Below are 25,362 nucleotides of genomic sequence, written 5' to 3'. Positions count from 1 at the left end.
GTGCGACGGTACCCGACGGGACGTCAGACGGAGTCCTCGGCGAGGTAGCGCAGCACCGCGCGCACCCGCGGGTGGCCGTCCTGGCTGCTGGTCAGTCCCAGCTTGGAGAAGATCGAGTTGATGTGTTTCTCCACCGCCTTCTGGCTCAGTACCAGAGTCGCGGCCACGCCCGCGTTGGTGCGGCCCTGGGCCATGACCTGCAGCACCTCCCGCTCGCGGGGGGTGAGCGCCGACAGGTCGCCGCCGCCGGTGCCCCCGCGACGGCGGACCAGCGCCTCCACGACCTTCGGGTCGATCGCCGAGCCGCCCGTCGCCACGCTGTGCAGGGCGTCGGCCAGATCGTCGACCTCCGTGACCCGCTCCTTCAGCAGATAGCCCCGCCCCTCACCGCCGTGGGAGAGCAGCAGGCGCACGTAAGCCGGCTCGACGTACTGGCTCAGCAGGACGACCCCGGTCGCCGGCAGGTGCTTGCGGCAGTACTCGGCGGCCCTGATGCCCTCGTCGTTGTGGCCGGGCGGCATCCGGATGTCGGTGAGCACGGCGTCCGGGCGGTGCCGGTCGAGGGCCGCGAGCAACTCCGGCAGATCCGAGCACGCCTGGACCAGCTCCAGGCCGGGCGCGGTGCGCAGCAGCTGGACCATGCCTTCGCGCAGCAGGAAGTGGTCCTCGGCGAGGACGATGCGGATGGTCAACCGGATCCTTCTCCCTTCGAGGCACACCGGGCCGGCAGCCGGCCCTGGACCTGGAACCGCCCGGCCTGCCCGGCCTGCCCGGAAGGCAGGGACAGTCCGCCGCCCATGGACTCCAGCCGGTCCTGCAGGTCGAGGACCACGCTCCGGGGCAGCGCCCCTCCAGTCCTGGACCAGCTCAGCCGGAACCGCGGCCCGTCGTCGGCGAGGCCGAAGGACAGTGTGACCGGGGCCGCCGGCTCCGCCCGCAGCCCGGCCAAGGCGGTGACGCAGCAGAAGTAGAGACACGCCTCCGTCTCGGCGGAGAAGCGGGCGCCGTCGAGTATCCCGCCCGTCGGTTCCTCGTCGCGCAGCTGGACGGCCGGCTGCGCGCGCTCCACCCAGGCCCGTATCGCCGACCCTGGCCCGGCCTGTCCCAGCAGCGGAGGGAAGATGCCGTGCGACAGCCCGCGCAGCGCCTCCAACGCGGCACGGGCCGCCTCGTCCGCCCCGGCCAGTTCCTCGCGGCAGCGGTCCCAGGCCACCGGCTCGGCCAGTGCGGTCCCGGCGCGTTCGAGCGCGGTCCCGGCCTGAACGAGCAGCGGGGTGACCGTGCGTCCCACCTCGTGTCGTACCTGCCGGCGCTGCGCCCTCCTGGCGTCGAGGACGCGGTGGTGCGACGCTTCCAGCTGCGCATGGAGATCGGTGACCTCGGCGAGCCGTCGGCGCAGGTCATGGGTGAGCCGCACGGTGGACAACGCCAGGCCGGCCGGTCCCGCGATCTTCGCCAGCCCGGGAGCTCGGGAGTCGTCCCGGCCTGGGGAACCGTCCGGTGTGCTCTCCACGGCGAGTTCCCCGACCGAGGACCCGCCGTGGCGGACCGCCACGGTCACCTCGGCCGCGCCCTGCGCGGCCTCGGGCGGCCACACCTGGCGCTGCTCGCTTCCGTCGGCCAGCCAGAGGCGGACCTCGCCGCGGCGGCTGTGCGCGGACCTGGCGGCCGTCTCGGCGAGGCGGGGCAGTACGTCGTCGACGGACATGCTGCCGGCCAGTCTGCCGACGAACTCGCTCATCACGGCATAGCCGTCGGCCCGGTCGCCGTACACCAGCCGACTGGCGAACCGCCAGGTCAGGCGCTGGACCGCGGGGAGCGCGACGGCGACGGCGACGGTGGCGAGCAGCAGCACCCACACCGGTGGCGTCCGGTGGCCGCCGGCGAAGGCCCGCCAGGCCAGGGCGGCTGCGGAGTCGACTGCCAGCGCGGTCACAGCAAGCGCCGCACCCACGACAGCGGCTCGCAGACAGGCCGCGCGGGTCACTGCACTGCCTGCCGCGGAAGTCCGGACCCGGCGGACCCGCTCGGCGGGCCGAGCGGAACGCTGCCCCGCACACACGTGCCCCGCCCCGGACCGGTGAGCACGGTCAGGCTCCCTTCGAACGGGGACAGCCGGTCCTCCATATTGGCCAGTCCACTGCTGCGGGCGGCCTGCTGCGGATCAAACCCCACTCCGTCGTCGATCACCGCGAACTCCAGGGTCGCTGCGGCTCCGGGCTCCGCCGCCGGGCCGTCGACGGAGACGCTCACGACGACGCGCCTCGCACGGGCGTGCTTGGTCGCGTTCTGCAGGGCTTCGGCGCAGCAGAAGTACACGGCCGCCTCAAGTCGGGGAGGTATCCAGGCGGGCGCCTGCACGGAGACGTCAACGTCGAGACCATTGCGTCGAGTTGCTGTCGCCGCCGCCTCCAGCGCGCCGAGCAGGCCGCCGTCCAGCAGAGCCTGGGGGAGGCCGGTGCCGCACAGGTCTCCCAGGATCTGTCCGGTCGATCGCAGTCCGGTGCTCAACTCGGCCAGCCGCCGGGCGAGTTCGAGGCGGTCGGCCCGGTCCGGGGCAGTGTCCGCGGCGCGCAGGGTGCGCATGGTGCTCAGTGCGACGATCAGGCTGAGCAGGTCCTGTTGCGCCCCGTCGTGAAGGTCGCGCTCCAGGCTGCGCCGCTCCGCGTCCTGGGCGGCCACCACCCGGCTGCGGGACAGGCGGAGTTCGGCCGCCTGCTCGGAGAGCCGCTCCACATGGCGGGCCAACTCTGCGGTCAGCCGGGCGTTGTGCACCAGCAGCCCGGCGTGCCCGGCGAGGTCGCGCAGGAGGCGCTCCTCGTCGGGGCTCAGCGGAACGTCCTTGCGGACGGTGGTGTCGAGCAGCGCCAGCAGCCGGTCCTGGTGGCGCAGGGCGATGGCCCGGTGCCCCTCGGCTGCCTCTACGGCCGCCAGGACGTCCTCGTCACGCTCCGCACCGTGCAGGGGCAGTTCCAGTCGCAGGTCCTGGGTGTCCGGTGGCCAGTGGGTGACCGCGAGCAGGCGGTCGTCGACGACGAGCCAGATCCGGGCCGAGGTGACCGCGCGGGTCGCTTCGACGACGACGCGGGCGAGCTCCTGCATTTCCTGTGCCGGGGAGAGCTGCGACAGCCCTTCGGCCAGTCGCCGCATCGCCTCGGTCGGGCTCAGGGCCTGGCCGAACACGACGCGGTTGGCGAGGACCAGCAGGACGGACCGCACAGGTGCGACGGCCAGGCCGACCGCCGCCATGACCAGGACGACTCCGACCGTCCCGGCGCCCGCCGTCCGCCCGGCCAGGACGATCCCGGCCACGTAGGCGGCGCTGACCGCGGCCGTCAGCGCGCCGTACACGAGGGTACGGCCCAGAAGCACGTCCAGGTCCCAGAGCCGGTACCGCAGGATGCCGGCGAACAGCACCACCGGGACGAGGACGAACACGGCGGGGAACCAGCCTTCGATGCGCAGGTCCCAGTCGCGTGCCGTGGCCGCGGTCGTTCCTCCGGCGAGCACCGCGGTCCGTACCGCCAGCCAGAGGGCGGCGGTGAGCAGGGCGGGGAGCAGTGCGGAGCGCAGCAGGCGTGCCTGCTGCTGTTGCTCGGGGGTGCCGGGGCGATGCAGCCGGTGGGTCTGGGCGGCCATCCCGGCAAGGGGGACGAGGACGCCGAAGAACACGACGAAGAACGGCGGGTGCGCGACGAAACTGCTCTGCCAGCAGACCACGGTGACGGCGCCGGTGACGACGGTGACGAAGGCCCTGCGCAGGGGCATGGAGCGCAGTGGCCGGGGGAACTCGCCGTCGGGGAACAGGACGACCGCCCAGAGGTAGGCCGTACCGCTGACGATGTGGAAGGTGAAGTGAGCCACCGTCACCAGGCCGTTGGCGCTGATCTCGTGGAACACGGCGTGGCTGGGGCCGTTGAAGGTGGCGGCGGTGCCGAGCAGGGCCAGGGCCATGAGCCGGGCCACCAGGTCGTCGAAGCGCCGGGCCAGCAGCAGCGCACCCATGGCGAGGTTGACCAGGCTGAACAGGTACTGGAAGGCGACGCTCGCGATGCTCGGCGTGCTGGAGGTGCCGGTCATGCCTGCCATGTTCAGGCCCATGCTGCCGGCGCCGAGGATGCGCCGCGCATCCGCAGCCAGCGCTCCGTGGCCCCGGGCGAGGCCGGTGGCCAGTTCCCGCGCGGCGGGAATCGCCTCGACCAGGAACGGCAGCAGGCCCAGGACCAGCCACAGCAGCACCCCGCAGAGGTAAGCGGCAGCGGCTGTCCACAGCGCTGCCCGGGACAGCGCGCGCCGATCGATGCGCAGACCCCGGCCGGCGGCTGTGCCGGCAAGCGGGCCGACCAGGTCGGGGTAGCTCAAGGCGGTTCCCCCCTTTCGGCGCCTCCGCGGCGCACGACACGGTCGTGTGCACCATCACTCGGGGTTGGAGACATCATCGAGGCCGGTGGCGGTTCAGCGGTGGACCACACCGGGTTCGTCCTCGCCCGCCATCCGGACCGCGGACGACGTCCACTGCAAGCGGAGCAGCCCGTGCGCCCGGTGAAAGAGGAACGCGGCCATCGGCAGTTCGACGAACACCGCCAGGGCGACGGACGTCCACACGCCCGAGGTGCCGAGATCGAGGGAGACGTCGAACCATGCGTCACAGACCAGCAGCACAGCGGTCACCAGGGCCGGAATCACGACACTGGGGCGGCGGCGCCGGCCCAGCACGGCGGTCGCCGCCATGGCCGCCAGCAGCATCGCGTCGAAGCCGACCCAGGTGGTGCTCCAGTCGTGCACACGGTAGTCGGTCGGCAGAGTCAGCCCCAGCACGACCGTCCAAGGGACCAGACCGAGCGCGGAGACGGCCAGGAGCTCGACGGTGTGCCGCCCTTCAGCCCCTGTGCGCGAGACAGCCGAACGGGCCGGCGGCGCCGTGTGCGCGCGTGCGGTGGCAAGGGAGTCCGGCGACTCAGTGACCGGGCCCATGGCGACCCCTCGAACGCTCCCGCGGATTCCGGGCGGCAAGACGTCCCGTCGCCACCCAACCCAGGGTCGCCAGGGCGACACCCACCCACGCCCCTGCCAGGCCCTGGCTCACAAGCAGCAGCACGGCACCCGCATTCAGGGACACCGCGAGGACCACTCCCGGCAGGCGCCGCCAAGCCTGCCGTCCGGGACGCATCACGGGGGGAGCCTCGAAGCGCCCCCATGAGGATCCGCCTGACAGGAGGCTCATCGAAGCCGCCTCTGCACACCAGGGCCCATACGCCGAAGGTGCCGTCCCTGCCCGTGTCCCGCATCATGGTCGTGCATGTAGGCCTCCGGAGAATCCCGTCCGATGCCGAAGCCAACCGGAACAGCATCTCCAGATATTCCGGAGTCCACGGGTGAGGAAGAGCACAGTTCCGGCTGATCCGCTGGACCTGTGTCGCATTGCCAACCGGAAAGAGTGGAGAGCATACTCCGTTTATACGGTTCAGTGGGTGGTTGCCACTCCTGCACGGAAAGGGCGAACCATGGCTGTCGCCTTCGTCTTCCAGGGCGGTGCGAGCCTGTCGGCAGCGCAGGTCGGCATGGTGCGCGCGCTCAGTGAAGCCGGTATCCGGCCCGACCTCCTCGTGGGCTCCTCCGCAGGGGCCCTCAACGCCGTGGCCTACGCACAGGACCCCACAGAGCGCGGACTCGACGCCATGGAGCGCCTCTGGACGGGGACCCGTCGCAGTGACGTGTTCCCGCTGAGGCTCAGCTCCCTCCTGGCCGGCGTCACCGGCCACGGCAGCGGCCTCGCCACCCCGCACCGGCTGCTCGCACTCATCGAGCGCGCGCTGCGCACCGAGGAACTGAGCGAGGCCGCCATCCCGGTTCACGTGATCGCCACGGACGCCGCAACCGGAGCCCCGGTGGTCCTCTCCGACGGGCCGGCCGCCGGAGCGCTGCTCGCAAGCACGTCGATCCCGGGCATCCTCCCGCCTGTCGTCTGGCAGGGCAGGCAGTTGGTCGACGGCAGTGTGTCGGCGGACATCCCGATCCTGCAGGCGGAGGAGTTGGGGGCGACCACCAGCTATGTGCTTCCGTCCGTGCCTGTGGGGACGCTGCAGGACCATGCCAGCGGCGTCCTGCCGATCCTCGCGCGGACGTTGACCCTGGTGCTCGACCGCGCCACCCAACGCGACCTCGCCACGGCACGCGGAGAGGTGCGCGTACTGCCGGCGCCCAGGATGCGGGGACTGAACCCGCTGAACTTCCGGCACAGTGCCGAACTCATCCGGCTCGGCTACGACGACGCGCGGACCTGGCTCGACGACAAGGCCGTGGTACCCGCGGCCGCCTGACGCTGCGGAATATCAGCCGCCGGTCTGCCGACGGGGGCAGACGCCCATCACCGTGGCGTGTCCGCGCATCGCGCGTTCCGTCTGCAACGGAGTCGGCGCAGCCGGGAGCGGTCCGGTGTTCCCGGCCCGGCATGCTTCCAGCAGGAGGGCGACCAGACGGCGCCAGGCATGGGGGGCCGCGCAGTGGGTGACCTGTACGACTCCGGCGTTGGCCATGAGGAACAGCAGGACGTCCTCGACGACGAAGTCCTCCCGCAACGCGCCGGCGTCCTGGGCCCGCCGGACGACCGAACCCAGGACGTCCGTCCAGCGTCGACAGAACGACTCAGCCGTCTCGGATGTGGGAAGCCTGCTGATCATCAGGTCGCTGAAGCCACGGTCCGTGGCCATGGCACCGCAGATCCGCTCGACGAACGTGGTGAAGCCGACCCACGGGTCCTCGCACTGCAGTGCCTCTTCGGCGACTGCCGCCCACGTCTCCAGCTCGTCCTCGAAGGCAGCCTCCACCAGGTCCTCGCGGGTGGGGAAGCGGCGGTACAGCGTGCCGGCGCCCACGCCGGCCCGCCCTGCGATCTCATCGAGCGGGGCGTCCAGGCCCCGCTCCTCGAAAACCTCGCGAGCGGCTCGGGCGATGCGCTGCCGGTTCTGCACAGCGTCGGCCCGCAGTACCCGCCCGCTCGTCCGACTGCCCTGCGCACCTGCCATGACCCCAGAGTAGCAATATGCGGAGAGCGCTGTCCGATTCCGTCCACCGCACCCCCGACCGTGTCCGACGGCTCAGCGGGGCACGGCGCGGGCCTCGGCGAGGGCGCGGCCCCGTTCCGAGGCGGGGAAGCGGTCGAGCATCGTCTGGACCTCGATGGCGTCGACGTTCGCGCCGAACAACTCGGTTCCGGGCTCCAGACGCGCGCCTTCGGCGAGTGGTCCGGCAATGACGGGGTCATAGCCGAGGGCGTCGACGAGGGCTGCGACCGCATCGACGTCGCCGGGATCGTCACCGGCGACCGCGATCGCCTTGCGCCCGGGTGTGCCGGCGGGCCGGGGGCCGTCCTCGAGGTCGTGGTAGCCCATGTGGTTGAACGCCTTGACGACGCGGGATTCCGGAAGGAATGCCTGGACGATCTCGCTGGAGGAGGTCCGCGGGTCGGTGAGGTCGTCGCGGATGCCGTCGACCTCCCACCAGTAGTTCATGGCGTCGACGACGAGCTTGCCGCGTAGCGCCTCCGCAGGGATGGCCCGGTACTTGCCCAGAGGGAGGGCAAGGACGACGATGTCTGCCTGCTCGGCGGCCTCGGCCGGGGTCGCCGCGACCGCGCCCGGTGTGATCACCTCGACGATGAGCGCGATCTTCGACGGATCGCCGGAGCCGGCGATGAGGACGCGGTAGCCGGCTGCCACAGCGAGTCGGGCCAGCACGGTGCCGACCTTGCCGGCGCCGAGTATGCCGATAGTGGTGGTCATCGCCTCAGCCCGCCAGAATGTCGCGGACCATGGGCATCACCCTGGAGCCGAAGAGTTCGACGGTGCGCATCCTGGCGCTGACCGGCTGGGCTCCGGCGGTGTAGATGAGGTCGAACCGGCCCACGCCCAGTGCAGTGGCGGCACGGGCGATCTTGCGGGCGACGGTCTCCGGTGAGCCGATGTAGAGCGAACCGTGCGCGACCTCGGAGTCGAAGTCCCCCCGGCGCAGCGGGGGCCAGCCGCGCTGCGCGCCGATCCGGTCCCGCATCACCTTGTAGGTGGGGTAGTACAGCTCCTTGGCCTCCTCGTCGGTGTCGGCGATGAAGCCCGGCGAGTGCATGCCGACCGGGTGCGCGACCGTGCCCAGCTGGTCGGCGGCCCGGCGGTAGAGGTCGATGTACGGGGCGAAACGCTCCGGGGAGCCGCCGATGATGGCGAGCATGAGCGGCAGCCCGTACCGTGCGGTGCGCACTACCGACTGCGGGGAGCCGCCGACGCCGATCCAGGTGTCCAGGCGCCCGGACTCGGTCTTGGGGAACACGTCGGCATGGTCCAGCGCGGCGCGGGTGGTGCCGTTCCAGGTGACCGGCTTCTCGTCGAGCAGCTTCACGAAGAGTTCGACCTTCTCCTCGAACAGCACGTCGTAGTCGCTCATGTCGTACCCGAACAGGGGGAAGGACTCGGTGAACGAGCCGCGTCCCAGGATCACCTCGGCACGGCCCCGCGAGATCGCGTCCACTGTCGCGAAGCGCTGGAAGACACGGACCGGGTCGTCGGAGCTCAGCACGGTCACGCCGGAGGCGAGCTTGATGCGGGAGGTACGGGCCGCGATCGCGGCGAGAACGGTCTCCGGGGTGGAGATCGAGTACTCCGGTCGGTGGTGCTCGCCGAGCGCGATGACGTCGACGCCGAGCTCGTCGGCGAGCACGGCCTCCTCGATGACCTGCCGGATCGAGGCGGCATGGGAGACGGGTACCCCGGAGTCGTCCTTCGGCACGTCGCCGAAGGTGTCGAGGCCCAGTACGAGATCGGTCATGACCCTGCGCTCCAATGGTTGACGTGTCAATCAAACCTGTAGTTGACGTGTCAAACACAGGAGGGTGCGCTGTTATGCCGGCTGCTGAACATCTGCGCACCGGGCGTGCGTTCAGCCTCCCGCTGGATCGGCCCGGGCCAAGCCGGACCGTGCCGAGGTGTGGATGTACTGGTCGGCCCAGGCGCTGATGATGTGGGCGGCCCGTTGTGCCTGTCCTCGCGCGGTCAGAAGGTGGTCGGCCCCTTCGAGCGAGACGAAGCTCCGCGGGTGGCGTGCCTCGCGGAAGATCTCGCCGGCGTTGGCGATGTCGACCGTGTCGTCGGTCGGCGAGTGCAGGACGATCAGCGGCAGGTCCAGCTCGCGGATCCGGTCGCGAAGATGGGCCTGGCGGACGTCGTGGACGAAGTCACGCTTGAGAACCAGGGTCCTGCCGCCGACGAACCACTCGTGTGACCCCTCGCTGAGAACGCGGTCCACGACCGCGTCGTACTGTCGCTCGACGTGGCTGGGGTCTGCGGGCGCCCCGATCGTCGCGACCGCGCGTACGCCGACCGCCTCGGCGGCCGCGGCGATGGCGGCGGCGCCGCCCCAGGAGTGCCCCACCAGCAGGTCCGCAGGCGTTCCTCGCTCCGCCATCAGAGCCGCCGCACGGACGGTGTCCTGGACCTTGACGGTGAAGGACCCGTCACCCCAGTCGCCGTCGGAGTCCCCGATCCCGAGGTTGTCGTAGCGCAGCATGCCGATCCCCTCGCGGGCCAGCTGCTTGCTGACGCGCGAGGCGGCCGGCGAGTTCCTGCCGAGCGTGAATCCGTGCACGAAGACGCCCCAGCCCCGGACCTCGCCTTCCGGCAGGTCGATCGAACCGGCCAGTTCGGGGCCGACGACGCTCTTGAATCTCACTTCTTCAGGCATGTTGTGATCACTCCGGCGGAACTGTCGGTGGGTCGGGGGCGGACCTGGTGTGCCAACGGGTCGGGTCGGCGGCGGCGAGCAGTGCGGTGACCTGGCCGGCTTCGGATACTTCGCGCTCAGTCGAGTGCGTTGCGGGCGTCCTGGGCCTGGAGCACGAGAGAACTCCACCGGACACTGTCCCTGCCGTGGAGATCGGAACGCTCGCTGCTCAGGACCGTCCGCAGGCCGTGTGCTGCACCCAGCTCGACCGTCTCAGCAGCAGACACGTCGAACATGTGACGACCGTCGGGCACGGGACCGTGGCGGAGGCTGACGAAGAACCGGCCGCCAGGGGTCAACAAGGCGGCGATCCTGGCCATTGCCTGCCCGCGTTCCTCGGCGTTCAGATGCATCCACACCGCAGTGGCGAAGACCGCATCGAACTGCCCCGGGCACTGGCGAAGCGCAAGGGCGGGAAGAACATCGTCAACCCACTCGACTGCGCCGCCTGCATGGATTCGCTGTCCGTGCACCCGCAGCTCCGCCGTCGGCTCGACAGCCACGACGGTGTGCCCCAGGGCTGCCAACGCGGCGGCATCGCGCCCTGTTCCTGCGCCGATGTCGAGGATCCGGGCCGGCCCGGCGGGCAACAGGCTCAGCACGTCACGGTGGACTTCGCCGAAAGTGACCTCCTCGTACTGGACTGCCAGTATGTCCGCTGCCCGCGCATACCCAGCGGTTCCCCTGGCCTGGCCTGTGCTGCCCCCGTCGGCGCTGAATCGATCACTCATGGCCGAAGAGTACCGACCTGCAGATTCCTGACATCATCCCGCCGTGTGACACGTTCGTTGCGCCGTGCGGGTGGGGCTCGGTCGACATGTCGAGTCCGGGTGGGCCCCGGACACGACGGACTGCTTGTGTTGAACGATGTCGATGTTCCACCTGCCCGGACGGGCGACGCCTGGGTCAATCACGGCTGGGGGGAGAACGGGGACTACCGGGACGACTTCGGGTTCGTGGCGCTGGACCCCGACGCGCACGGACATCAGGTCGGCAACGTCGTGGGGGAGTACGGCATGGAGGCCAACCAGGGCTACGTCAACCCGCGAACCGTGTGGGGCTACTAGGGCCTCAACGGTCCGGACGAATGCGTCGGCGACACCCGGCTCTTCCTCCCGCCGCCCGACGACCGCATCCGCATGGACTGCCGGGGCTACATCAAGGGGTCCAGCGGCGGCCCATGGTTCGACGAGTACAGTCGGTCCGTGCCCAAGGGCTGGGTCGACGGGGTGATCAGCACGTGGCCCAGTCCGAAGGACCACAACGGCATCCTCTCGCCGTACTTCGGCGACTCGATCGTGACCCTGTACGAGTACCTCGACCAGTGAGGGCTCACTATCCGGGAGAGTCATGGCAAGCAGGTTCACCGAGCTGGTCGTTGACTGCCACGATCCGGAGCGGCTCGCGGCGTTCTGGTGCGAGGTCCTGGACTTCAAGGTGATCGACCGGAGCAAGGGCATGGTCGAGATCGGCTCCTGGGTGCCGACCGCTGAGGAGGTCCGGGCCCGCCAGATGCCGCCCACCCTGCTGTTCATCCCGGTGCCCGAGGGCAAGGCCGTGAAGAACCGGCTGCACCTCGACGTCAGCCCGATCGACGGCAGCACTGAGGACGAGGTGACCAGATTGCTGGACCTCGGCGCTGCCAGGGCGGATGTGGGTCAGGGCTCGGACCGAAGCTGGGTGGTCATGGCAGACCCCGAGGGCAACGAGTTCTGCGTCCTGCGCACCCTGGCACCGCAGAACTAGGCCGCGAACGGACACCCGGGGCGGTGCGGGTCGGCGATCCGGGAGCACGGGCCGCCCAGGGCTGCCGGCTTTGGAACCCTGCCGGACAGCCCGTAGGGTCGCTGCTATGCCGACCTCCCTGCCAGGCGTGCCATCGCCGACTTCTGACGTCGACTCGGACGCGCTGGCGCGCGATCCGCACGCCGAGTACGCACGGTTGCGCGCCTCGGGTCCGGTGCACCGGACGGTCGGCACCGACGGTCGGCCTGCGTGGCTGGTCACCCGCTACGAGGACGTGAGGCGGGTGCTCGGCGATCCGGTGTTCTCCCTCGACAAGCGACGGGCACTTCCCGGCAACTACCAGGGCCTGGCGCTGCCGCCGGCGCTGGACGCCAACCTGCTGAACATGGACCCGCCGGATCACACCCGGATCCGGCGACTGGTGGCGCAGGCGTTCACCCCGCGCCGGATCGAGCAACTGCGCGAACCGGTGCGGCACACCGCCGAGGCGCTGCTGGACGCGATCGCCGACGACGGCCGGGCCGATCTGGTCGCCGCCTACACCGGGCCGCTGCCGATCACCGTCATCTGCGACCTCCTCGGCGTCCCGGCACGCGACCGCCACGACTTCCGTGCCTGGACCGACACCCTGACCGCCCCCGCCCCCGACCGACCGGGCCAGGCCAGGGCCGCGATCGGCGGCATGCTCAGCTACCTCACCGACCTGATCGCCCACAAGCGGGCGAACCCTGCCGACGACCTGCTGTCCGCGATGACCGCCGCCCGCGACGAAGGGGACCGGCTCAGCGAAGACGAACTGCTCTCGCTCGCGTTCCTGATCCTGTTCGCCGGCTACGAGAACACCGTGCAACTGCTCGGCAACGCCGTCGTCGCGCTGCTCACCAACCCCGACCAACTCACGGCGCTGCGTGCCGATCCCGGCCTGATACCCGGCGCGGTGGAGGAACTGACCCGGTTCGACGGGCCCGCGCCGCTGGCGATCCGCCGCTTTCCGACACGCGAGGTGGCCATCGGCGGCGTCACCATACCCGCCGGTGAGACCGTGCTGCTGTCGCTGGCTTCGGCCAACCGCGACCCGGCCCGCTTCGTGGACCCCGACCGGCTGGACCTCGCCCGCGACGCCACCGGGCAACTCGGCCTGGGCCACGGCATCCACTACTGCCTCGGGGCACCACTGGCCCGACTGGAGAGCGAGGTCGCGCTGACCGCGCTGCTCGCCCGCTTCCCGCGGCTGGCCCTGGACGTGCGGCCGGAGGAACTGCAATGGCGTCCCTCGATGCGCGCCCGCGGACTGCGCTCGCTGCCTGTGCGCCTCTGAGGTCCACGGATTGCCGTGCCACGGGCACCACGTGGCAGGCGGCCTCGCGCCGGGCCGCGTCAGGGCTTCGGCGATGCCCACTCCGGGGCCAGGACGGCCCACACCTGCTTGTCGTACCGCGTTCCCCCGTAGGGCCATGCCTGGCGCCGCACTCCCTCCAGGGTCATGCCCAGGCGTTCGGCGACTGCGGCGCTGCGGTGGTTGTCGGCGCGGCAGTGACATTTCGCCGTCGCGGGCCTGGCGGGTCTGCGCGCGGCGCTGCTGGACATCCTTCCGCTGACCCGGGCGGCCACGGACACGAGCGCAAGCCGCCCTCGATGTGCGCCGGGGCGTGAACAGCAACAGCCTGGAGGAGAGGACCGGTCGTCAGGACCGGGTTCCGCCCACCCCTGGAAGGACGCCTGCCATGACGAGTGACATCGCAGCAACCCGGACCAAGCACTGGACCATCGATCTCGACATACTCGAACAGGGCGACGACACCACGGTCCACGCCGTTCTCCGTGGCGACGCCGGCACGTTGGAGAGCCATACCGTGGCCCAACGTAATCCACACGACGCGCCGAACCCGGAGATCGGGGACGACTTCGCGGCGGGGCGCGCCCTTCTGGACCTGGGGCGCCAGCTTCTGCGCGCGGGAACAGTTGATTCCTCGGCCGCGGGGGAGCGACCTGGAGGCTGGTGAAGGAGTTTCAGGACAGCCGGGAGTGCGGTAGGCCGTGCCGTGCCCGGTTGCCCGGTGGCCTCGGTGACGCTGCGCATCGCCCCGATCACTTGTGACCGTCTTGTGGTGTATTGTCCGGCGCGCCATTCTGGAGGTGGCCCGCTATCAGGCTCAGTCCCGGGCGCGGCCTGTACCCCTTCGGCCGTGGAAAGAAGGCGGGATGCGATGACATTCGTGCAGATCATCGAATTCGAGACGACCCATGCGGACGAGATGGACCAGCTCATGGAGGAGTGGCTCGCGGCCACGGACGGCAAGCGCACCGCCGTCCACGGCATGATGACGAAGGACCGCGACAATCCCACCCACCTCGTCAACATCGTCGAGTTCCCCTCCTACGCGGAGGCGATGCGCAACAGCGAACTCCCCGAGACCCAGCAGATCTCCGGCCGTATGCAGCAGCTCTGCAGCGGCGCCCCCAGATTCATGAACCTGGACGTGGTGCGCGACCAGAAGATGTAGCACCTGGAGCCCGGCATGGCCGATCCGTGGGGTTTTCTCAACACTCCCCGCCGCAGCTGGCCGCTGCGCCCGGTCCCGGAACGGGTCGCGGACTGGCGCGAGGTCCACCTGCCGGGCGGACTGCTGCCCATCGTCAGCGCGCAGGCCGGTCGCTGCATGGACTGCGGGATCCCGTTCTGCCACCTCAGCTGCCCGCTCGGCAACCTGATCCCGGACTGGAACACCCTGGTCGCGCTGGAGGACTGGGAGGCGGCGAGCGAGCGCCTGCACGCCACCAACAACTTTCCGGAGTTCACCGGATACCTGTGCCCGGCCCCCTGCGAGAGCGGCTGCGTCCTGGCGATCAATGCGGACCCGGTGACCATCAAGAACATCGAGGCGGCTATCGCGGACCAGGCCTGGGAGCACGGGTGGGTGCGACCGCTGCCCCCCGAACGGCATTCCGGCAGGACCGTCGCGGTCATCGGCTCCGGCCCCGCCGGGCTGGCCGGCGCCCAGCAGCTCACCCGGGCCGGCCACACGGTGTCCGTGTACGAGCGCGCCGACCGGCCAGGAGGGCTGCTGCGGTACGGCATCCCCTCCTTCAAGATGGAGAAATTCCAGCTGGACCGGCGCCTGGACCAGATGCGCGCCGAGGGGACGGTCTTCCACACCGGCGTCGAGGTCGGCACCGACGTCGACGCCGCCGACCTGCTGGGGCGCCACGACGCCATGCTGCTCGCGGTCGGTGCCGCCGCCATGCGCGAGCTCCCGGTCCCCGGACGCGAGCTCGCGGGGATCCACCAGGCGATGGAGTACCTGGTGGACGCCAACCGGGTCCAGCAGGGCGACCTCTCCCGGTCGCCGCTATCCGCCGAGGGCAAAGCCGTCGTGATCGTCGGCGGCGGGGACACCGGCGCCGACTGCCTGGGCACCGCGCTGCGGCAGAACGTGGCCTCCGTGGTGCAACTGGACATCAAGCCCGAGCCGGGCGCCGACCGCTCCCCGAACGAGCCCTGGCCGGTCCACCCCCGGATCTACCAGGTCTCGCCTGCTCACGAGGAGGGCCGGCAGCACGAGTGCGGCCGGGACGTGCGGCAGTTCTCCGCCGCCACCGTACGTTTCGAGGACGACGGCCGGGGCCGGGTCAAAGCGCTGTGCCTGACCGACGCCGAGGCGGGCACGCGCCGACCCGTACCCGGCACCGGGCGCTCCATCCCGGCGCAGCTGGTCCTGCTCGCCCTGGGCTTCTCCGGCCCCGAGCACGACGCCGACCTCGTCGCCCAACTGGGGCTCGGGGTGACCGCCGCAGGCACGCTCGCCCGTGACCCGGGCTTCGCCGCGGGCCCGCCCGGCGTCTTCGTCGCCGGTGACGCCGGCCGGGGCCAGTCGCTGGTCGTCTGGGCCATCGCGGAGGGCCGCGCCGCTGCCGCTGCCGCCGACCGCTACCTGAACGGCGCCACCCCACTGCCGACCCCGATCACCGCCACGGACCGCCCGCTCACCCCGTGACCCGCAGAAAGCCTGTTCACACGGTCGCCGGCTTTACGGGGTTCAGGGCATTTCAGGCATCGTCATGAAGGCCAGCTCGAACTCCTCCACGCTCCGCAGGGTGAAGCGTGCCTTGGTGATGGCTTCGCCGCGGACCGCCGCCTGGGCGGCTCGGGATGCGGCCAGGGCGGTGTGGTCGGTGTAGAGCACGCCCACGGTTGCCCGACCTCTCGCGCGGTCGATGAACAGCGACGTCCCCTCGAACCCGGGGATGGCCTGGAACTTGGGTACGACCATGTTCTTGAACGTCTCCACCAGCAGGTCGCCGTCGGACGGTTCGAACTCCAGCCGGCCCATCCGGAAGCCCGCGCCGGCCGCGAGCGGTCGCGACGGGCGGGTGAAGACGGCCGCCTCCCAGTTCTCGGTGGCCAATGTGGTCACGTACGGGGCGAGCATGGCTGTGCGTTGCCCGCGCAGGCGCGCGTCACTGGCGTCCCGGGACTGCTCGTCCTGCCACCACGTGCCCACGGCCATTTTCCCCAGCTTGCGGTCGACGAAGACGGCGCAGGTGATGACGGGGTGGGTGGGGCCGGAGTGGAGGGCGGGTCGAGCATGGTGTCGAACGCCTGGATGTCGCCCTGGCCGTCGCCGATGTCAGTGGGGCCGACCGGGGGTGATGGAGGTGTCCGGGTGGGCGGTGCCCGCCAACCTCCCAGTCGCGGAAGTGCGCGGAGTCGGGTTGACGGGCCGCCAGGTAGCCGAGGGCCGGCACGGCTCTCGAGGAGGATGCCGTCGTACACGTTCACGAGGGGTTGGACGGCGTCGACATAGGTGGTGAGTCCCAGAACGGTTCGCGGTAGCAGGCCGCCCAGGACGGTGGACGCGGAGTCCCGCACCGCCTGCCCGGCCTGGTCAGCGGCCGGAGCCGCGCTCGGCTGCATCCAGGTGTGCCTGCTCGGCGAGGCGCCGCTTGGCGTCCACCCAGGTGAGCGGAAGCTCCTCCACCGGCAGCTCCCAGAAGGTGAACGTCGAGTCCCGCATGGTGGAACGCAGACCGCTCATGATGCTGCGGTGCGGCTCCGTCCCGGCGAAGGCGTAGAGGGCGTCACGTCCCTCCCAGGCGGAGAGCGTGAAGAAGGTCCGCCTCAGCGGCTGGGCGATCAGGGATGCGCCCAAAGCGCCTGGCGCGGAACGCACCTGACGCCACGCCGAGAGTGACTTCAGGATGAAGCGCGGCACGTCCTTGGCGGACCGCACCTCGAAGCGCGACGCCATCACGAACGCCTGAGTGTTCGGTGTGGCCGGGTTCGGAATCGTCCAGGGAAGAGTTGGCACCGTATGACCCGCCTCATAGTTGGTGAGTGGCAGTATCTATTTTAGACAGTACCAGTATCCAATTTCTAGCCGCGAGTGTCGTCAAGCTCCAGTGCCCCGGGGTCGGCAGGCAACGCTCGCTCTCACGCTTGGCGAGTGACACTATCCATAGAGCGGGGAGGCATCAGCAGCGAGACACTGGCAGCCGCCAGTGGCCAGTCAAGGGCAGGACGAATTGCGAATCTCTGAGTTGAGCCGGCGCAGCGGGGTACCGAGCGCGACCATCAAGTACTACCTCCGCGAGGGGCTGCTGCCCCCGGGGCGGGCCACCGCCGCGACCCAGGCCGAGTACGACGAGGCGCACCTGCGGCGGCTCCGACTGATCCGGGCCCTGATCGCGGTGCGGGGGCTGACGGTCAACGCCACCAGGGAGGTGCTGAGCGCGGTCTCCGAGCACGAGGCCGACATGCACCAGGTGCTCGGTCTTGTGCTCGGCGCCAGGCCGGTGGACACGGACGAGGAGCCCGACCACGGGCCCGGCACGTCCGAAGTGAACGCGCTGGTGGCGCAGATGGGATGGCAGATCTCCGAGTACGCCCCCGCACGGCGCGTCATCGCCGAGACCCTGGAGTCGCTGCGCTCCCTCGACGCGGACTGCACCTGGCGCACCCTGCTCCCGTACGCGGAGCTCGCCCAGCAGACTGCCGTGCTCGACCTCGACCAGCTGAAGGACACGGACGACTCGGTCGCGCGGGCCGAGCGAGCCGTCCTGCTGACGGTCCTGCTGGAGCCGGCCCTGCTGGCGCTACGCAGGATGGCCCAGGAGCACGAGTCCGCGATGCGGCACGGCGGCTGACCGCCGCCCACGCGCGGCCGACCTCGCCAGTACTGCTCAGGCCGGTGAGCCGCCGAATCCGATCTCGTTGCCGTCCGGGTCGCGGAAAGTGGCCTTGCGGACGCCGTTGGCGTAGGTCTCGAGAACGTCCGGTTTCATGCCCCGCTCGGCGATCCGGGAGATGCGGGCGTCGAAGTCGCTGAGGAAGACGGTGTGCACAGCGTGCCCGGCATGTTCGGGTCGCACCACGATGTACATGTACCGGTGCTCGGCGAGCTCCCAGACCGCCTCGGTGTCGTTGGGCAGGAACGACGGCGGTGCACCGAGGAGCCGCTCGTACCAGGCCGTCGCGGCGGCGTAGTCGCGGACGGGGATCCCCGCGAACAGGTCCGTAGTCATGCGGTCATGCTAGTGCTGCTCTGCGGAAGCTCGTGGAGGGTGGCCCACGTTGGTGGTGTCATGGCCAGGTGCTGGCGTGGGCCTGGAAGAACTCCGGTTTGCTGTGCACGGGCACGACGCATACCAGGTGGCCGCCGGGCGCGCGTAGTACGTGGCACTCCAGCCATTGCGATATCTCCGTGGCGCCCAGAGCCAGCAAGCGGGCGGTCTCGGCTTCGACGTCGTCGGTCTCGATGTCGAGGTGGAGGCGAGATGCGTCTTCGACCGCCTGGATTGCGGTGACCAGCCCTGGCAGCGCCTCCTGCAGCACGGTGAACTGAGGTTCCGAGGGGACCGGCTGTGCGGGGACGCCAAGGGCAGCGGACCAGAATGAGGCCGCGCGGGCAGCCTCGGCTTCGGGTGTGTCGATCAGTACGGCGTAGACGCGGCTTCGGTGCATGCGCCGCACAGTATCGGTGCACACCGGCTCGTGGCCGGGTTGATCAGGCGCCCGGTCCGCTGAGGTAGAGGTCACCTGCGCAGTCGAGGGCTTCCTCGGGGGAGCCGGCAGGCAGTCCGCTGGGCAGGATGTTGTCCTTGTAGCTGTCGCTGCTGGCCAGGTGGAGCGCGAAGCCCCAGGTGTGCAGCACACCGGTGAAGCGTAGGCGACACAGCGGGATGGTCTGCTCGTCGGGCAATTCGGCTGCCAGGTAGGCGAATCCGGCACGGAAGCGGATCGTGATGGCGTTCACGTGCGGCCAGCGCCCGCCGGCGTGGCGGTTCAGTCGCTGGCGCAGGTGCTGGGCGCGTTCGCCGAGTTCGAGCGGGCCCTGATCCTGGAGCGCCAGCGTGAGGGGATCGCCGCAGCCAGGACGCGGGGCGTCGCCGAGGTCCCGCCGGCGTGCCGACCACCTTCCTCGAGGCCGCCGGGAACGTCCACGCCTTCGTACTGATGCGCCGCGCCATCCCCTCCACCCAGCAGGACCTGGCCCGCGCCTTCGCCGCCCTGACCACCACCCTCGCCGCCGAGCACACCACAGATGCACCAGCCCCGGGAAGGACGCGCTGATGGCCGTACCCGCACCCCATGAGCACACCGTAGCCGGGCTGCAATGCGGCTACCGCAACGGCGAGGCCACCGTCAGCGAGATCGTCGCCGCGTACCTCGACCGCATCCGCGCCGTCGATCCCAGCCTCAACGCCGTGACCGTCCTCAACCCGGCAGCATTGGACGACGCCGCCCACCTGGACGCTGCCGGTGCGCCGCGCGGCCCTCTGCACGGAGTTCCCGTCCTGGTCAAGGACAACATCCAGACATCGGGAATCGAGACGGCGTTCGGCTCGGCCGCGCTCGCCGGGTACGTTCCCGCCGCTGACGCGCATCTGGTGACGCTGCTGCGCAACGCCGGTGCGGTGATCCTCGGCAAGACGACCCTCCCCGACTTCGCCATGTCCTGGCACGGGCACTCCTCGTTCTCGGGCATCACGCGCAATCCGTACGACCTGTCCCGCGACCCTGGCGGCTCCAGCAGCGGGAGTGCCGCGGCCGTCGGGGCCGGACTGGCTGTTGCCGGTGTCGGCACCGATACCGGTGGGTCGATCCGAGTCCCCGCATCGTTCTGCGGTCTGGTCGGCATCCGCCCCACCGTCGGCCTGATCAGCCGCCACGGTGTCGCCGCCCTGGTGCACGAGCAGGACACCCCCGGGCCGCTGGCGCGCTCGGTCGCCGACGCCGCAGCCATGCTGGACGCCATGGCCGGCTGGGACCACCGCGACCCCGCGACGGCGCTGCCCGTTCTGGGGCGTCAGGGCGGTGCGTTCCGCGACCAGCTGGTGCCCGGAGCCCTGACCGGGGCCAGGATCGGCGTGCTCCGCGAGCTGTGCGAGACCCGCTCCGGCGACGACCCCGAGGTCGCGCGGATCGTCGAGGACAGCCTGGCCTCGATGCGCGAGGCCGGTGCGATCCTGATCGACGTACACCTGCCCGGGCTCGCGGAGCTGCTGCGGGGAACGTTCATGTACTTCCGCCAGTCCCGCCGCGACCTGGGCCGCTGGCTGACGGCCGCGGGAACGCCGTTCAACGATGTCGCCGACATCGTTGCCGCCGGGCAGAGCTGCCCGGTGATCGCCCTGCTGCGGGGCGTGGCCGCCAGCCAGAAGGACCCCGACGACGGGCGGGTGACTGCGGTGCAGCTACCCAGTGCGCAGGACTCCGCCACGCACATCACGTTGGCCCTGGCCGACGGCTCCGCGACCGAGGCGGTGCTGTGGAAGCCCCCGGCCTCCTTCGACGGTATCGCCGTCGGGGATTCGGCCTCCATCGGCTCGGTCCGCCCGGGGAACGTCATGGACCTGCGCCGCGATGCCACCGGGGCGGTGGTGCATGCCGAGGACTACCCGGGCTACTGGAAGGCGCCCTTCGTGGTAGACGGCGTCCTGGCGGCGGTGGTTGGCCTGCCGCTGCTGGCCTGGGGCGTGCAGGGCCTCTGGCCGCGGCGCCGCGGCTATCCGTTCTGGGCGCTCTTCCTGCTGCCCGCAGGCGTTCCGGCGCTGTTGGCGGGCGGTGACATGTGGGAGGCGCCGCACCCGCTCCGGTTGGGGGAGTACCTGCCCACGGTCGCGACGGCGGCCGTGGGCCTTGTGGCCGGGGTGTCGCTCAGCGTGTGGGCGGCTCACCGCTCCGACAGGGTGAAGGACTCCTCCCCTTGGCTTGAGATGCCGTCCCTCAAGTAGCGCGTCCCACGGTCGGGAATCCGCAGAACGCGAGACAGCACCCCGCCGTCACCAGGTAACCGGACCGGGAGGAGGAGCCCGCTGTCACCCCGATTGCCCGTACCCGGGGGAGTGATCCTTGCAATACCGAACGGCTCGGTTTAGTTTTAACGGCGGGCCGGACGAGCAGCGTCCACGCCCGCAGACTCCCGAAGGGTCCTCCCATGCGTTTCGCTGTTCTCGGCACCGGCACGGTCGGCCGGACCATCGCCGCCAAGCTCGCATCCCTCGGCCACGAGGTCACCATCGGCACCCGCGACCCGCAGGCCACCCTGGCCCGCACCGAGCCCGACGGCATGGGCACCCCGCCGTTCGCCCAGTGGCAGCAGGGGCACCCGCAGATCCGGCTGGCCACGTTCGCCGACTCCGCCGCCTCCGCCGACGCCGTGGTCAACGCGACCTCCGGTGGCGGCGCTCTGGACGCGCTGCGGCTGGCGGGTGCGGACAACCTGGCCGGTAAGCTGCTGCTGGACATCGCCAACCCGCTCGACTTCTCCCAGGGCATGCCCCCTTCCCTGAACCCGGTCAACACCGACAGTCTGGGCGAACAGATCCAGCGCACCTTCCCCGACGCCAAGGTCGTCAAGACCCTCAACACCATGAGCGCCCACATCATGGTCGACCCGAGCCAGGTGCCCGGCGAACACGACGTCTTCCTCTCCGGCGACGACGCCGATGCCAAGAAGGCCGCCACCGACCTCCTGGTCTCCATCGGCTGGCCCGCCGGCAGCGTGCTGGACCTGGGCGACATCACCACCGCACGCGGTACCGAGATGCTGCTCCCGATCTGGCTGCGCCTCTATGGCGCCCTCGGCCACGCCGACTTCAACTTCCACGTCCAGAGCGCCCGCACCACGGCCTGACCATGCCCTCCTCGCCACGGCCCCGACCTCTGCGCAGACCCCCAGGGCTGCTCAGACCCCGTCCGGCCGCCCGATTCCGGTGAGGACCAGGTCCACCGCGTCCTGCGCCCACTGCGGTCTGCCGCCGCGTCCGGCCATGTAGTCGGAGTAGAAGGGGCCCAGCAGCGCGGAGACGACCGATTCGAGGTCCGCGTCCGGGCGGATCTCGCCGCGGTCGCGGGCCCGCTCCAGAGCCGAGCGCAGCAGCGCACGGCGGGGCAGTACGGTGCGTTCGCGCAGCATGGCCAGCAGCCCGGGGGTGTGGGCCTCCTCGGCCAGGCAGGTGCCGATCAGCGCCATGCCGCGCACGCTCTCCACGGTGCGGGAGAAGTCCTCGAGGATCGCGACCAGTTCGGAGCGGGTGTCACCGCATGTCGCCACGGACATGGACATGCGGGCCGATGCGAGCGCGGCGGTGACCAGGTCGTCCTTGCTCTTCCAGCGAAGGTGGATGGTGGACTTGCTCACCCCGGCAGCGGCGGCTACCTGGTCCAGCGTCATTCGCCCGAACCCCTGCGACGCCAGCAGCTCCAGTGCCGCCTTCAGGATCGCCGCGTCCTTCTCCGGCGACCGCTTTCGTCCCACGCTTCTCGGCTCGTCCATCTCCGCAGGATATCCCTTTACCGTACCGGTCCGTTCGGTATCGTGCCGTCGGCCGGCCTGGACCGATGGGCCCCGCCCCGCCCAAGGGGTGCTGCTGGGGCGCCGGAAGCGGTCAGGCGGTCAGGCGGGCGAAGGCGACGACGTTGCCGAGGTAGCGGTGGGTCGCCGGGTCGTAGCCGTGGCCGCAGGTGATGAGGCTGAGCTGCGGGGGGCTGTAGAGGGAGTAGACCTGGCCGACTGGGAAGGCGCTGTCGGCGTAGGCCGCGACGCGGGTGACGGTGAAGACGGCGGTGCTGCCGTCCCGGCGGTCGATCAGGATGCGGTCGCCGGGGCGGAGTTGGCCGAGGCGGTAGAGGACGGCGAGGCCGGTGGGGGTGTCGACGTGTCCGACCAGGACGGCGGTGCCGGACGCGCCCGGGACGGGCGAGTAGCGGTACCAGCCGATGCGGTCGGCCTCGCGGTAGGACGGCACGGCGATCCGGCCGTCGGCGGCCAGGCCGAGGACGGTGGTCGGGGCGTCGACGCCGATCGCGGGGATGCGGACGCGTTCGGGGGCCGAGGCGGGCAGCGGACCGCGTCCGTCGACGGTGCGGGCGAGGGCCGCGGAGGGAGGCGGCTGAGGGGCCGTCTGGAGGCCGCCGTGGGCAGCCATCCAGATGAGCAGCGCGCCCACCAGGCAGACGAGCAGCGCGTTGCGGCGCTCGCGGCGGCGCCGCTCCGGGGCGTCAGTGGGCGCGGCCATGACCGCCGGCGCGGGGTCGTGCCCGCCACCAGGCGGCGGCGCCGCCCAGGAGCAGCAGGGCGCCGAGGACGCCGAGCGCCGGGTCGGTGCCGTGGGTGACGCTGCCGCCTGCGCCGGTACCGATGTGGCCGCTGGAGGGCGGGGCGCCCATCACGGTGAGGGTGCCGGTCACGGTGCCACCGCCGCTGCAGGTGGCCAGGACGGAGTAAGTGCCGGGCAGGGCGGCCGGCTTGACGGTGGTGTTGCCGGTCAGCAGGTTGCCGCCGCCGGACGCGGGGGAGAGCGGCGCGTCGGCGCTGAAGGCGGTGGAGGAGCCGATGCCGCCGGTGCCCTTGCAGCCTGAGACGGTGAGGGTGAGCGAGGCCCCGGCGGGGGCCGGGTCCGGTTTGACGGTCACGCCGGCTGCGCGGGTGGCGGACGGGCTCGCGCTCGCGGAGGCGCTCCGGCTCGCAGACGGGCTCCGGCTCGCTGAGGTGCTCGGGCTTGCGGAGGTGCCGGCGGTCTGGCTGGAACTCGCGGTTGTGGCCGCCGATGAGCCGGCGGAGGAGATCGCGGCGGTGAGGTCCTTCGAGGAGCCGCAGGCGGGGAGCACGGCGAGCGTGACGGCCAGCAGTGCGGCCCCGAGCGCCGCACGGCGGCGTGGACTGAGGTGGGGGTGCAGGTGCGCATCCATGCGGAGGGCCTCCCGCGGCGCTGCGGCTGTCGGTCCCTCAGAGGGTTGCAGTCGCGCGGACGGGGCGGCAAGACATCGGTCGGTTTCGGGCCGACGGGCGCTCCCTGAATGCCGCTTGGGCCAGCGCTGCGCGAAGCGGTGCGCGGCGACTACGGCTGCAGTGCGCCGGCGGCCGGCGAACTTGAGCAGAACCCGCAGCACCGGTCGTCGGCGCTGCCGCGCGGGGGCGGTCGGCGCTGCCTGCTGGACACGTTCAGGCGATGCCGAGCCGACGGGCCTCGGCCAGCCACTGCGGGAACTCGCTCAGCAAGCGGTCGTAGAGCTCCGCGTCGGTGATCCGGTCGAAGTCGTCGACCTGGAAGAACCCGGCGTTGTCGACCACCCGTCCGGGCAGCGTGTCGAAGCGTTCCAGGATGCCGTACTCGGACTTGCCCAGGCCGATGAACTGCCAGAACAGCGGCTGGGAGGCGGCCTGGGTGAGGAGGTCCTGGATCTGCCGGCTTCGGTTGATGCCGCCGTCGGAGAAGAACAGCACCAGCACCGGATCGCCGGGCCGCTCCGCGTAGTGGGCCAGAATGTCGCGGATCACCTCGGGTTCGTTGTTGCCGCCGAAGACGTCGATCAGGTGGTCGGGGCGGGAGCGTCCGCCCGGCAGTTCCGGGAGCTGGCGGTGCCCCGCACGAATGTAGACGTTGCGCTCGATCCACTCGGCCAACCCGGGGATGGTCAAGGTGGGCAGCCGGGCGCAGTGGTCCGCGAAGATCCAGGCGTCCAGGGAGCCGTCGTCGTCCACCACGGCGGCGACCGGGGCCATCCGCTCCACCAGGCGGCCCACGGTGCCGCCGTTGTAGAGCGGGCGCATCGACCCCGACCGGTCCAGTACCAGGGCGACCCGGGCCCGGACCCCGGCAGCACCCCGTTTGGCCAGGTTCACTCGCACGATCTCCTTGCGCAGCGAGACCGGGTCGGCGGGGGCGAGCTGCGGCGTGGCCTGGTCCGTGGGTGGCTGGTCGTCGACAGTGACGCCGAAGTCGGCGGCCAGCCCGGCCAGGCCGGTGTCGTAGCCCTGGCCCAGGGCCCGTAGCCGCCAGCCGCCCTGGCGCCGGTAGACCTCGCCGAGCAGCAGCAGTGTCTCCCGGCCCGCAGCCCGTACCGGGAAGGCAGCGGCGACTGCGCCGCGGGAATCGTGCAGTTCCAGTGCCAGGTCGCGTACATCGGCGAAGCTGCCGTCGTCCAAGGTCGCCGCAATCACCACCCGCTCCACGTCGGCGGGCAGTCGCTCGGGTTGCACCAGCAGGGACTGGCGTCCTGGTGCGCCGCCCTGATGGCGTACCGCACCGCACTCCGCCTCGGGCTGGTTGTAGAACACCAGGTCGGCATCTGTCCTGACCTTGCCGCCCGCACCCAGGAGTACGGCCGAGGCGTCCAGCGCCGAGCCGCAGGACCAGCGGATCACCAGGTCCAGCGGCCCGGTGGGGACGGCGACATTGGCGCCGGGAAGGAGTTCGGTCATGGCCGCATTGTTCCGTAGCGTGAGCGCTCGTGTCGGGCGTTTCCGGGGTGCCGGTGCGGTGCGGATGCGGAACGTGGTGCCCGTGGAGCCGTCCGGTGACGGTACCGTCGTCGGCTCTCGTCGGTCGGCAGTTGGGACGGCT

Annotated in this window: 31 protein-coding genes and 1 pseudogene; 13 read left to right on the top strand and 19 right to left on the bottom strand. The window is 71.1% G+C overall.

Annotated features, from left to right (window positions below; translation table 11 throughout):
- Window positions 1-23: 23 nt before the first annotated feature.
- From ABH941_RS16330 to ABH941_RS16315, 4 genes are all read right to left on the bottom strand, one after another.
- A complete protein-coding gene (locus ABH941_RS16330) occupies window positions 24-692 on the bottom strand; it encodes a LuxR C-terminal-related transcriptional regulator (protein WP_370129920.1) in 669 nt (222 codons plus the stop codon).
- Window positions 689-1,936 (bottom strand): hypothetical protein, encoded by a 1,248-nt coding sequence (locus ABH941_RS16325; RefSeq protein ID WP_370129919.1) that lies wholly within the window; start codon window positions 1,934-1,936, stop codon window positions 689-691. The genes ABH941_RS16330 and ABH941_RS16325 overlap by 4 nt, the downstream gene beginning before the upstream one ends.
- A 47-nt stretch (window positions 1,937-1,983) precedes the next feature.
- Complete coding sequence (locus tag ABH941_RS16320; RefSeq protein WP_370129918.1) at window positions 1,984-4,362, bottom strand: ATP-binding protein; 2,379 nt, start codon at window positions 4,360-4,362, stop codon at window positions 1,984-1,986.
- Between the two features lie 93 nt (window positions 4,363-4,455).
- A complete protein-coding gene (locus ABH941_RS16315) occupies window positions 4,456-4,974 on the bottom strand; it encodes a hypothetical protein (protein ID WP_370129917.1) in 519 nt (172 codons plus the stop codon).
- Window positions 4,975-5,504: 530 nt separating this feature from the next.
- Between ABH941_RS16315 and ABH941_RS16310 the strand changes: the two genes are divergently transcribed.
- A complete protein-coding gene (locus ABH941_RS16310; protein WP_370129916.1) occupies window positions 5,505-6,320 on the top strand; it encodes a patatin-like phospholipase family protein in 816 nt (271 codons plus the stop codon).
- 12 nt (window positions 6,321-6,332) lie between these two features.
- On the opposite strand, the gene ABH941_RS16305 is transcribed toward ABH941_RS16310, so the two are convergent.
- The 5 genes from ABH941_RS16305 to ABH941_RS16285 all read right to left on the bottom strand — a co-directional run bounded on the left by ABH941_RS16305 (window position 6,333) and on the right by ABH941_RS16285 (window position 10,499).
- Window positions 6,333-7,025 (bottom strand): TetR/AcrR family transcriptional regulator, encoded by a 693-nt coding sequence (locus tag ABH941_RS16305; protein ID WP_370129914.1) that lies wholly within the window; start codon window positions 7,023-7,025, stop codon window positions 6,333-6,335.
- Window positions 7,026-7,097: 72 nt separating this feature from the next.
- Complete coding sequence (locus tag ABH941_RS16300) at window positions 7,098-7,781, bottom strand: NADPH-dependent F420 reductase (protein ID WP_370129913.1); 684 nt, start codon at window positions 7,779-7,781, stop codon at window positions 7,098-7,100.
- Window positions 7,782-7,785: 4 nt separating this feature from the next.
- The gene (locus tag ABH941_RS16295; protein ID WP_370129912.1) at window positions 7,786-8,817 is read right to left on the bottom strand and encodes an LLM class flavin-dependent oxidoreductase; all 1,032 of its coding nucleotides are present in this window, start codon (window positions 8,815-8,817) and stop codon (window positions 7,786-7,788) included.
- A 111-nt stretch (window positions 8,818-8,928) separates the two neighbouring features.
- Window positions 8,929-9,729: an alpha/beta hydrolase family protein gene (locus ABH941_RS16290; protein ID WP_370129911.1), complete on the bottom strand. Its 801-nt coding sequence runs from the start codon at window positions 9,727-9,729 to the stop codon at window positions 8,929-8,931.
- A 116-nt stretch (window positions 9,730-9,845) separates the two neighbouring features.
- On the bottom strand, window positions 9,846-10,499 hold the full coding sequence (locus ABH941_RS16285) for a class I SAM-dependent methyltransferase (RefSeq protein WP_370129910.1): 654 nt from the start codon (window positions 10,497-10,499) through the stop codon (window positions 9,846-9,848).
- A gap of 129 nt (window positions 10,500-10,628) precedes the next feature.
- On the opposite strand from ABH941_RS16285, the gene ABH941_RS16280 reads away from it, so the two are divergent.
- From ABH941_RS16280 to ABH941_RS16265, 4 genes are all read left to right on the top strand, one after another.
- Window positions 10,629-10,835 (top strand): hypothetical protein, encoded by a 207-nt coding sequence (locus ABH941_RS16280; protein WP_370129909.1) that lies wholly within the window; start codon window positions 10,629-10,631, stop codon window positions 10,833-10,835.
- A gap of 138 nt (window positions 10,836-10,973) precedes the next feature.
- A complete protein-coding gene (locus ABH941_RS16275) occupies window positions 10,974-11,096 on the top strand; it encodes a hypothetical protein (RefSeq protein WP_370129908.1) in 123 nt (40 codons plus the stop codon).
- A gap of 22 nt (window positions 11,097-11,118) precedes the next feature.
- Window positions 11,119-11,514, top strand: a complete 396-nt coding sequence (locus ABH941_RS16270; RefSeq protein ID WP_370129907.1) for a VOC family protein — start codon at window positions 11,119-11,121, stop codon at window positions 11,512-11,514.
- A gap of 106 nt (window positions 11,515-11,620) precedes the next feature.
- Entirely contained in the window at window positions 11,621-12,832 is a 1,212-nt protein-coding gene (locus tag ABH941_RS16265) for a cytochrome P450 (protein ID WP_370129906.1), read from the top strand.
- 59 nt (window positions 12,833-12,891) lie between these two features.
- On the opposite strand, the gene ABH941_RS16260 is transcribed toward ABH941_RS16265, so the two are convergent.
- Window positions 12,892-13,101 (bottom strand): GNAT family N-acetyltransferase, encoded by a 210-nt coding sequence (locus ABH941_RS16260; RefSeq protein WP_370129905.1) that lies wholly within the window; start codon window positions 13,099-13,101, stop codon window positions 12,892-12,894.
- 137 nt (window positions 13,102-13,238) lie between these two features.
- On the opposite strand from ABH941_RS16260, the gene ABH941_RS16255 reads away from it, so the two are divergent.
- The 3 genes from ABH941_RS16255 (at window position 13,239) to ABH941_RS16245 (ending at window position 15,509) form a co-directional block, all read left to right on the top strand.
- Entirely contained in the window at window positions 13,239-13,517 is a 279-nt protein-coding gene (locus ABH941_RS16255; protein ID WP_370129904.1) for a dsRBD fold-containing protein, read from the top strand.
- Between the two features lie 204 nt (window positions 13,518-13,721).
- Window positions 13,722-14,018, top strand: a complete 297-nt coding sequence (locus ABH941_RS16250; RefSeq protein WP_133995497.1) for a hypothetical protein — start codon at window positions 13,722-13,724, stop codon at window positions 14,016-14,018.
- A 15-nt stretch (window positions 14,019-14,033) separates the two neighbouring features.
- Window positions 14,034-15,509, top strand: a complete 1,476-nt coding sequence (locus ABH941_RS16245; RefSeq protein ID WP_370129903.1) for a glutamate synthase subunit beta — start codon at window positions 14,034-14,036, stop codon at window positions 15,507-15,509.
- Between the two features lie 42 nt (window positions 15,510-15,551).
- Here the strand turns inward: ABH941_RS16245 and ABH941_RS16240 are convergent, their stop codons facing one another.
- Window positions 15,552-16,022: a hypothetical protein gene (locus tag ABH941_RS16240; RefSeq protein ID WP_370129902.1), complete on the bottom strand. Its 471-nt coding sequence runs from the start codon at window positions 16,020-16,022 to the stop codon at window positions 15,552-15,554.
- 378 nt (window positions 16,023-16,400) lie between these two features.
- Complete coding sequence (locus ABH941_RS16235) at window positions 16,401-16,823, bottom strand: DUF3291 domain-containing protein (RefSeq protein WP_370129901.1); 423 nt, start codon at window positions 16,821-16,823, stop codon at window positions 16,401-16,403.
- A 214-nt stretch (window positions 16,824-17,037) separates the two neighbouring features.
- Here ABH941_RS16235 and ABH941_RS16230 point away from each other — a divergent pair, with 214 nt between their 5' ends.
- Window positions 17,038-17,658: a MerR family transcriptional regulator gene (locus ABH941_RS16230; protein WP_370129900.1), complete on the top strand. Its 621-nt coding sequence runs from the start codon at window positions 17,038-17,040 to the stop codon at window positions 17,656-17,658.
- A 36-nt stretch (window positions 17,659-17,694) separates the two neighbouring features.
- Here ABH941_RS16230 and ABH941_RS16225 read toward each other — a convergent pair whose 3' ends face one another.
- Genes ABH941_RS16225 through ABH941_RS16215 form a run of 3 tightly spaced genes read right to left on the bottom strand, consistent with a single transcriptional unit; the run spans window position 17,695 to window position 18,767 of the window.
- The gene (locus ABH941_RS16225; protein WP_370129898.1) at window positions 17,695-18,036 is read right to left on the bottom strand and encodes a VOC family protein; all 342 of its coding nucleotides are present in this window, start codon (window positions 18,034-18,036) and stop codon (window positions 17,695-17,697) included.
- 58 nt (window positions 18,037-18,094) lie between these two features.
- Window positions 18,095-18,475 carry a VOC family protein gene (locus ABH941_RS16220; RefSeq protein ID WP_370129897.1) on the bottom strand — a complete coding sequence of 127 codons (381 nt, stop codon included), beginning with the start codon at window positions 18,473-18,475 and terminating at the stop codon, window positions 18,095-18,097.
- Window positions 18,476-18,518: 43 nt separating this feature from the next.
- Window positions 18,519-18,767: a hypothetical protein gene (locus ABH941_RS16215; protein ID WP_370129896.1), complete on the bottom strand. Its 249-nt coding sequence runs from the start codon at window positions 18,765-18,767 to the stop codon at window positions 18,519-18,521.
- A 36-nt stretch (window positions 18,768-18,803) separates the two neighbouring features.
- On the opposite strand from ABH941_RS16215, the pseudogene ABH941_RS16210 reads away from it, so the two are divergent.
- The 4 genes and pseudogenes from ABH941_RS16210 to ABH941_RS16195 form a co-directional block, all read left to right on the top strand.
- Window positions 18,804-18,896, top strand: a pseudogene (locus ABH941_RS16210) (recombinase family protein); the annotation flags it as partial.
- Window positions 18,897-18,916: 20 nt separating this feature from the next.
- Complete coding sequence (locus ABH941_RS16205) at window positions 18,917-19,084, top strand: hypothetical protein (RefSeq protein WP_370130218.1); 168 nt, start codon at window positions 18,917-18,919, stop codon at window positions 19,082-19,084.
- Window positions 19,084-20,748 (top strand): amidase, encoded by a 1,665-nt coding sequence (locus ABH941_RS16200; RefSeq protein WP_370129895.1) that lies wholly within the window; start codon window positions 19,084-19,086, stop codon window positions 20,746-20,748. The genes ABH941_RS16205 and ABH941_RS16200 overlap by 1 nt, the downstream gene beginning before the upstream one ends.
- A 203-nt stretch (window positions 20,749-20,951) precedes the next feature.
- Complete coding sequence (locus ABH941_RS16195; protein ID WP_370129894.1) at window positions 20,952-21,650, top strand: NADPH-dependent F420 reductase; 699 nt, start codon at window positions 20,952-20,954, stop codon at window positions 21,648-21,650.
- Between the two features lie 51 nt (window positions 21,651-21,701).
- On the opposite strand, the gene ABH941_RS16190 is transcribed toward ABH941_RS16195, so the two are convergent.
- The 4 genes from ABH941_RS16190 to ABH941_RS16175 all read right to left on the bottom strand — a co-directional run bounded on the left by ABH941_RS16190 (window position 21,702) and on the right by ABH941_RS16175 (window position 25,220).
- Window positions 21,702-22,292 carry a TetR/AcrR family transcriptional regulator gene (locus ABH941_RS16190; RefSeq protein WP_370129893.1) on the bottom strand — a complete coding sequence of 197 codons (591 nt, stop codon included), beginning with the start codon at window positions 22,290-22,292 and terminating at the stop codon, window positions 21,702-21,704.
- Between the two features lie 112 nt (window positions 22,293-22,404).
- Window positions 22,405-23,034 carry a class F sortase gene (locus tag ABH941_RS16185; RefSeq protein ID WP_370129892.1) on the bottom strand — a complete coding sequence of 210 codons (630 nt, stop codon included), beginning with the start codon at window positions 23,032-23,034 and terminating at the stop codon, window positions 22,405-22,407.
- Window positions 23,018-23,707 (bottom strand): hypothetical protein, encoded by a 690-nt coding sequence (locus ABH941_RS16180; protein ID WP_370129891.1) that lies wholly within the window; start codon window positions 23,705-23,707, stop codon window positions 23,018-23,020. Before ABH941_RS16180 ends, ABH941_RS16185 begins: the two co-directional genes overlap by 17 nt.
- Window positions 23,708-23,960: 253 nt before the next feature.
- Window positions 23,961-25,220: a VWA domain-containing protein gene (locus tag ABH941_RS16175; RefSeq protein WP_370129889.1), complete on the bottom strand. Its 1,260-nt coding sequence runs from the start codon at window positions 25,218-25,220 to the stop codon at window positions 23,961-23,963.
- Window positions 25,221-25,362: the final 142 nt, after the last annotated feature.

This window comes from Streptacidiphilus sp. EB103A, assembly GCF_041261405.1.
Lineage (GTDB): Bacteria > Actinomycetota > Actinomycetes > Streptomycetales > Streptomycetaceae > Streptacidiphilus.
This window is presented reverse-complemented; position numbering and strand designations above follow the sequence as displayed.